9 protein-coding genes are annotated in these 7,203 nt (G+C 43.8%); all 9 read left to right on the top strand.

Annotation, left to right across the window (positions count from 1 at the left end; translation table 11 throughout):
* Positions 1–83: 83 nt before the first annotated feature.
* Complete coding sequence (locus tag FHQ23_RS11670; protein ID WP_139614472.1) at positions 84–617, top strand: hypothetical protein; 534 nt, start codon at positions 84–86, stop codon at positions 615–617.
* A 31-nt stretch (positions 618–648) separates the two neighbouring features.
* A complete protein-coding gene (locus FHQ23_RS11665; protein WP_139614471.1) occupies positions 649–1,401 on the top strand; it encodes a glycerophosphodiester phosphodiesterase family protein in 753 nt (250 codons plus the stop codon).
* A 193-nt stretch (positions 1,402–1,594) separates the two neighbouring features.
* Positions 1,595–2,278, top strand: a complete 684-nt coding sequence (gene cmk / locus FHQ23_RS11660; protein ID WP_139614470.1) for a (d)CMP kinase — start codon at positions 1,595–1,597, stop codon at positions 2,276–2,278.
* A 99-nt stretch (positions 2,279–2,377) separates the two neighbouring features.
* Positions 2,378–4,048, top strand: a complete 1,671-nt coding sequence (gene rpsA / locus FHQ23_RS11655) for a 30S ribosomal protein S1 (RefSeq protein ID WP_132966508.1) — start codon at positions 2,378–2,380, stop codon at positions 4,046–4,048.
* A 59-nt stretch (positions 4,049–4,107) separates the two neighbouring features.
* Positions 4,108–4,392, top strand: coding sequence for an integration host factor subunit beta (locus tag FHQ23_RS11650; RefSeq protein ID WP_132966506.1), 285 nt, complete (start codon positions 4,108–4,110; stop codon positions 4,390–4,392).
* Positions 4,393–4,564: 172 nt separating this feature from the next.
* Positions 4,565–4,858: a LapA family protein gene (locus tag FHQ23_RS11645; protein ID WP_132966504.1), complete on the top strand. Its 294-nt coding sequence runs from the start codon at positions 4,565–4,567 to the stop codon at positions 4,856–4,858.
* A gap of 5 nt (positions 4,859–4,863) precedes the next feature.
* The gene (lapB, locus tag FHQ23_RS11640; protein ID WP_139614469.1) at positions 4,864–6,048 is read left to right on the top strand and encodes a lipopolysaccharide assembly protein LapB; all 1,185 of its coding nucleotides are present in this window, start codon (positions 4,864–4,866) and stop codon (positions 6,046–6,048) included.
* Positions 6,049–6,127: 79 nt separating this feature from the next.
* Positions 6,128–6,820, top strand: a complete 693-nt coding sequence (pyrF, locus tag FHQ23_RS11635; RefSeq protein WP_139614468.1) for an orotidine-5'-phosphate decarboxylase — start codon at positions 6,128–6,130, stop codon at positions 6,818–6,820.
* Positions 6,821–6,834: 14 nt separating this feature from the next.
* Positions 6,835–7,152 (top strand): stress response translation initiation inhibitor YciH, encoded by a 318-nt coding sequence (yciH, locus tag FHQ23_RS11630; RefSeq protein WP_139614467.1) that lies wholly within the window; start codon positions 6,835–6,837, stop codon positions 7,150–7,152.
* Positions 7,153–7,203: the final 51 nt, after the last annotated feature.

Genomic DNA, 7,203 nt, shown 5'->3' with positions numbered 1-7,203 from the left:
TACCGCTGGATTTTGAACGCAATAAACAGATTCATAATTGTTGGGTGATCACTTTTAATTAAAACTTATTAAAGAGGCATTTTATGAAAAAATTATTAATTTTAGGTCTTACTATTTTTTTAGCTGCCTGTTCATCAGTTGCTCCGCCAGAGGAAAAAGTTGTGGACTATAATCCATTAAAAGAAGCTAGAGTCAGATTATATGGGCAGAATAATTATTTCACTTGGCTAGTCGGTGAAAATGTAAAAATTCGAACAGGTGGTATAGGTAATGCCCCAATATTAAAGGAAATATTTACACCATTAAGAAGTAGCAGTATTGGCATGCCAAAAACTGAATTGATAAAAGAATTAGGAAAAAAACGTTCCAGTATCTATGCGGAATTGTACTATCAGGAGCATGTTGTTCCAGCTGGAGTTCCTTACGAAATCTCAACTTCATTTAGAGATGGTGGAATGTCAAATATTCAAGCTTACTGTAGTGTAGATATTCATTTCACACCGAAAGCAGGAAAAGATTATGAAGTACCAGCTTATATTAATGGACGACATTGTATTTTAGGCGTAAATGAAATTGTAGAGGTAAATGGAGAATTTATTTCTATACCAAATAAGTAAGATAACTATTATAAATACAAAAGGAGAAAACATGAAGCATAGAATTTACGCCCATCGCGGGGTGTCGGGGCTGGCACCGGAAAATACGCTGGCGGCGATTAAATTATGCAAAGAATATAATATTACCTGGTTTGAGTGCGATATTGATGTGATCGCAGACGGCACGGTGATTTTAACCCACGATTCCACGTTGGATCGTTGCACCAATCGCAGCGGCAGTTATTATGATTTAACGCAGGCAGATTTAGCTGGAATTGATGCCGGTTCATGGTTTGGCGAAGATTTTCAAGGCGAGCCGTTGCCGACATTGCCGCAGGTGGTGCAATGGATGAATACCTATCAATTGAACGCCAATATCGAGATCAAAAGCTGCGAAGCCGGCAGAGCAATGGCGTTAAAATTATTGGATGGTTTGCAACAGGCGCTGACCGCACTTGAGCCGGAACGGGAAGTGATTATTTCCAGCTTTAACCCTCTGCTGCTAGCCGAGTTGAAAAAGCGCTGCCCGCAGCTTGCGGTAGCGTGTTTGTATGAAAGTTATGATTGTCTGGACGATGCTCTCACGGTGCTAGAATGGGTCGGCGCAGAATATATTCATTTATCACAAGATGGTTTAACCCGTGAAACCGTCGCCCGTTTCAACAACGCCGGTTATAAAGTGGCGGTTTATACCGTCAACAGCACCATGCGTGCCAATGAATTGTTTAACTGGGGCGTATTCGGCGTGTTTAGCGACGTGCCGCACTTGCTTGCAGCGCAATCTCGTAAGATGAATACAAATTGAGCTGATAAGGCTAAGTAGGGGCGGATTAGATATCCGCCCGTTTGCGAAGTGCGGTATAATTATTTAATTAATAAGGAAAAAGTGTAAAGTGCGGTTCGGGCGTAGATCTAATTTGCGCCAGGATAATATACATTTTTGAACTTGATTTGACAGACTGAGGGGCATAGCTCCCATTATAAATTTGAGAGAAAATATGCAACAAAATATCGTCATTACCATCGATGGTCCGAGTGGTGTTGGGAAAGGAACGTTATGCCAAGCGTTAGCGGAAAAATTGGGCTTTGAATTATTAGATTCGGGGGCGATTTATCGGGTGCTGGGGGTGGCGGCGGTGAAAAGTGCGGTCGCATTGGACGATGAAACCGCACTTGCTGCTTTGGCGGCGAAGTTGGACATTCGTTTTGTGCCGGAAAACGGTATGGTTCGCGTATTATTGAACGGCGAAGATGTCAGCAGCGAAATTCGCACCGAAATCGCGGGCAATAATGCCTCCAAAGTCGCGCCGTTTCCGCAAGTGCGGTCGGCGTTGTTACAGCGACAACGGGATTTCAGCACTGAAAAAGGGCTGATCGCCGACGGGCGAGATATGGGCACGGTGGTGTTTCCGCAGGCACAAGTAAAAATCTTTTTGGATGCCAGCTCGGAAGAGCGAGCCAAGCGTCGGTTTAAGCAATTGCAGCAAAAAGGCGTGGCGACGGATTATGATCAAATCTTAACCGAAATTAAAGAACGCGATTTTCGTGACCGAAATCGTGCTGTGGCACCGCTAAAAGCAGCGGATGACGCATTTTTATTGGATTCCAGCGCATTAAGTATTAGCGAAGTGATCGAAAAAGCGTTACAATATGTCGGTTTACGCATTCGACAAGAAGCGTAACGCCTGAATATGGTTTGTTCAAGGATGGATAAACCGTTTGAAACAGCCCCATTTGGAAGGAATTCGAATGGACGTTATTAATTTATTTGAAGATTAAATATGACTGAATCTTTTGCTCAATTATTTGAAGAATCCCTAAAAGAACTTGAAACCCGTCAAGGTTCTATCGTTAACGGTACTGTTGTTGCTATCCAAAAAGGTTTTGTATTGGTTGACGCAGGTTTAAAATCTGAATCCGCAATTCCTGTTGAAGAGTTCTTAAATGCCCAGGGCGAGCTAGACGTTAAAGTCGGCGATGCCGTTAAAGTTGCCCTTGATGCCGTTGAAGACGGCTTCGGTGAAACCAAACTCTCTCGTGAGAAAGCGGTTCGCCACGAATCTTGGATTGAACTGGAAAAAGCATACGAAGAACAAGCTACTGTTATCGGTTTAATCAACGGTAAAGTAAAAGGCGGCTTCACAGTTGAGTTAAACGGTGTGCGTGCGTTCTTACCAGGTTCATTGGTAGATACTCGTCCAATCCGTGATACCTTACATTTGGAAGGTAAAGAGTTAGAATTCAAAGTAATCAAACTGGATCAAAAACGCAACAACGTTGTCGTTTCCCGTCGTGCAGTTATTGAAACCGAAAACAGCCAAGAACGTGAACAACTGTTAGAAAACCTGCAAGAAGATGCAGTGGTTAAAGGTATCGTTAAGAACCTGACTGACTACGGTGCGTTTGTGGATTTAGGCGGCGTGGACGGTTTGTTACACATCACTGATATGGCTTGGAAACGTGTTAAACACCCAAGCGAAATCGTGAACGTGGGTGACGAAATCACCGTTAAAGTATTGAAATTCGACCGTGATCGCACGCGCGTATCTTTAGGCTTAAAACAATTAGGTCAAGATCCTTGGGTTGCTATCGCTGAAAATCATCCGGTCAACAGCAAATTAAGCGGTAAAGTAACTAACTTGACTGACTACGGCTGCTTCGTTGAAATTTTAGACGGTGTTGAAGGTTTGGTTCACGTTTCCGAAATGGATTGGACCAACAAAAACATCCACCCATCTAAAGTGGTTAGCGTCGGTGATGAAGTTGAAGTGATGGTGTTGGAAATCGACGAAGAACGTCGTCGTATTTCTTTAGGTTTGAAACAATGTAAAGCTAATCCATGGCAACAATTCGACGAGACACACAAAAAGGGTGATCGCGTTGAAGGCAAAATCAAATCTATCACTGATTTCGGTATCTTCATCGGTTTAGAAGGCGGTATCGACGGTTTGGTTCACTTGTCTGACATTTCTTGGAATGTTGCCGGTGAAGAAGCAGTTCGTAGCTACAAAAAAGGTGACGAAGTTGCCGCCGTTGTGCTTCAAGTTGATGCTATCAAAGAGCGTATTTCTTTAGGTATCAAACAATTGGAAGAAGATCCGTTCAACAACTTTGTTGCGGCTACTAAAAAAGGCGCGATTGTAAGCGGTAAAGCGGTTGAAGTTGACGCTAAAGGTGTTAAAGTAGAACTGGAAGGCGGTGCGGAAGGTTATGTTCGTGCAGCTGACTTGGCTCGTGAGCGCATTGAAGATGCTACGACTGTAGTGAGTGTCGGCGATGTGGTTGAAGCGAAATACACCGGTGTTGATCGTAAATCCCGTACCGTGCATTTGTCAGTACGTGCGAAAGACGAAGCAGAAGATAGCGCAGCAGTTGCCAACGTGAACAAGCAAGAAGAAGCAATTCCAAATGCAATGGCTGAAGCCTTCAAAGCGGCTTCCAAAGGCGAATAATTAATTGAACTTCACATGCGGATGCTAAGTGCGGTATCCGCTCAAAATGAGGAGACACTATGACTAAATCAGAGCTTATCGAAAGTTTGATTCAACAAAATCATACGATTCCGGTAAAAAGCGTAGAAAGTGCGGTTAAAAGTATCCTTGAGTCGATGTCGCAGACCCTGGAAAATGGGGATCGGATTGAGATTCGTGGATTCGGCAGTTTCTCACTACATTACCGTCAGCCGCGAATCGGGCGCAACCCGAAAACCGGTGACAAAGTCGATTTGGATGCAAAATATGTTCCTCATTTCAAGGCGGGTAAAGAGCTTAGAGAACGTGTGAACGAATCCAATTAAATTTGACTGAAAACGGCGCATTAAGTGCCGTTTTTTATTGCCCGTAACGTGGTAAAACACCACTTTTTTCGTTATTAGTAATAAATCGCTGATTAATACCGAATTTATCTATATGCCCAGGGTGATTTTTGGCATAATAGGCAGTATTCGTTGTGAAACTCAGGAGAATAAAATGATTAAATACATTTTAGGCTTGGTTATCGTGCTGGCGATTGTGATTGTTGCGATTACTATCGGTGCTGATAATGATCAGGTGATTAGCTTTAATTATATTATTGCCAAAAGCGAATTGCAGTTATCCTCGCTGGCAGCGATTTTGTTTGGTTTGGGCTTGTTATTAGGTTGGACCATCTGTGCCTTTTTTGTACTGCGCTTGAAAGTCAAAAATTTTCGTTTGACTCGCCAAATCAATCGTCAAACTCAGCAGATCACTGAATTGACCGCCAGCCGTGATAAAACAGTGTAATTTCCATGCTTGAATTACTGTTTCTGTTATTGCCCGTCGCCGCGCTTTACGGTTGGTATATGGGCTATCGTAATGCCAAAAAAGGGCAGGACGATGTCAGCAATAAATTATCCCGAGATTATGTCACTGGGGTAAATTTTTTGTTGTCTAATCAGCAGGAAAAAGCGGTCGATCTGTTTTTGGACATGCTGCAAAAACAGGAAAACGAAAACGATATTCACAGTGATTCCCAATTTGAAGCCTCGCTGACGCTGGGCAATCTGTTTCGTTCACGCGGCGAGGTCGATCGCGCGATTCGTATCCACCAAAATTTGGTGGATGATCCGAATTTCAGTTTTGACCAAAAATTGCTTGCCAAACAACAACTGGCTTTTGATTACCGCAAAGTTGGCTTTTTTGATCGTGCCGAAAATATTTATATCAGTTTGGTTGATGAACCGGAATTTGCTGACAATGCCTTGGAAGAGTTGGCAAAAATCTATCAAAAAACCAAAGAGTGGAAAAAAGCGGTTGATGTCACTGAAAAGCGGCAAAAAGCGTTTCCTCAATCTAATAATATCGAACTGGCACACTATTATTGTGAGTACATCGAGGCTGAAGAATTAAGCGTTAAAGAGCAAAAAGTATTGCTAATGCGGGCGCTGGAGGTGTCGCCGACCTGTGTCAGGGCATCGATTGAATTGGCTTACCTGTATATGCGAGAGCAGGATTTTCAGACGGCGATCGCACATTTTCAAGCAGTGCTGCAACAAAATTCCGCATTTATCGTTGAAGTGCTACCGCACTTGAAGTGGTGTTACCAGCAGCTGCAAGATCCAAATAACTATGAGCTTTTTCTGATTAAAGCCAAGCAGCAGCATAATAGTGGTGCAGTTGAATTAGCACTGGCGGAATTGACCGATAAAAACAGTGGCGCCGCAGCGGCACAAGCCGGTCTTTATCAGCAGCTGAACCATATTCCGAGTATGGATATTTTCAACCGCTTGATCCAATATGATATTGAACAGGCTGAGGATGGACGTGCTAAAGAGAGCTTGATACGCCTGCAACAATTGGTCGAAAATAAAATCGGGCAAAGTTTTGCCTACCGTTGTTCACATTGCGGCTATCGTAGCCATCGTTTAGTTTGGAACTGCCCGTCGTGCAATAAGTGGGAAACCATTAAGCCAGTGGATGGGCAATATCAATAATTTTTTATATAAAGTGCGGTAAGTCGCCTAAAACAGTGCATTATTTATCTCTTCAACATCCATTAACAGGAGAAACAACATGAATAGTCGAGTTATCGTCGCCTTGGATTATGAAACAGAACGCCAAGCGTTATCATTGGTAGATCAGCTGGATCCTAGCCTATGCCGGGTCAAAGTCGGCAAAGAGATGTTTACCACCTTAGGAACTGACTTCGTTAAGCAATTGCACCAGCGTGGATTTGATGTGTTTCTGGATCTGAAATTCCATGATATTCCAAATACTGTAGCAAGAGCGGTGCGCTCGGCGGCGGATTTAGGTGTGTGGATGGTGGATGTGCATGCCAGCGGCGGTTTACGCATGATGGAAACCGCCAAGAAAATTTTAGAACCCTACGGTAAAGATGCGCCAATTTTGATTTCGGTCACGGTGTTGACCAGCATGGAAGATGTTGATTTACTGCAAATTGGTTTGAACGCCTCACCGATGGAACAGGTGATTCGCTTAGCACGTTTGAGTCAGCGTGCCGGATTAGATGGTGTAGTTTGCTCGCCACAAGAAGTGGAAATTCTGCGTGCCAACTGCGGCAACGAGTTTAAACTGATTACCCCAGGTATCCGCCCGGAAGGCGCTGAATTTGGTGACCAACGCCGAGTGATGAGCCCGAAAGAGGCGATTGATGCCGGTGCAGATTATCTGGTCGTCGGTCGCCCGATTACGTTGTCGGAAGATCCGGTTGCGGTGTTGAAAAGCATCAATGCCGCTATCGCTTAAGGACCGCACTTTATATGTCTAATCCTTTAGTTTATTCTACCGAAAGCGGACGTATCAAACCGACAGAAGCACCAGAGCAGATCCTCAAGGGGGACGGAATTGTGCGAATTCAACGCCAAGTCAGCGGACGCAAAGGTAAAGGTGTTTCGGTGATCACAGGGTTGGCGCTGCCGGCGGCGGAATTGGCAAAAATTGCGTCTGAACTGAAAAAACGCTGTGGCTGTGGTGGTTCGGTGAAAAACGGTACGATTGAAATTCAGGGCGAAAATCGTGAGCTGTTAAAACAATTATTACAGCAAAAGGGCTACCAGGTAAAACTCGCAGGTGGTTGATCGATTTTCGGTTTATATGAATAACAAAAAAGTAGGTATAGTAGACAAAAT

It is taken from the genome of Testudinibacter crocodili (assembly GCF_006228025.1).
Taxonomy (GTDB): domain Bacteria; phylum Pseudomonadota; class Gammaproteobacteria; order Enterobacterales; family Pasteurellaceae; genus Chelonobacter.
Note: the sequence above shows the minus strand (reverse complement) of the source record. Positions and strands in the feature narration are given on the sequence as shown.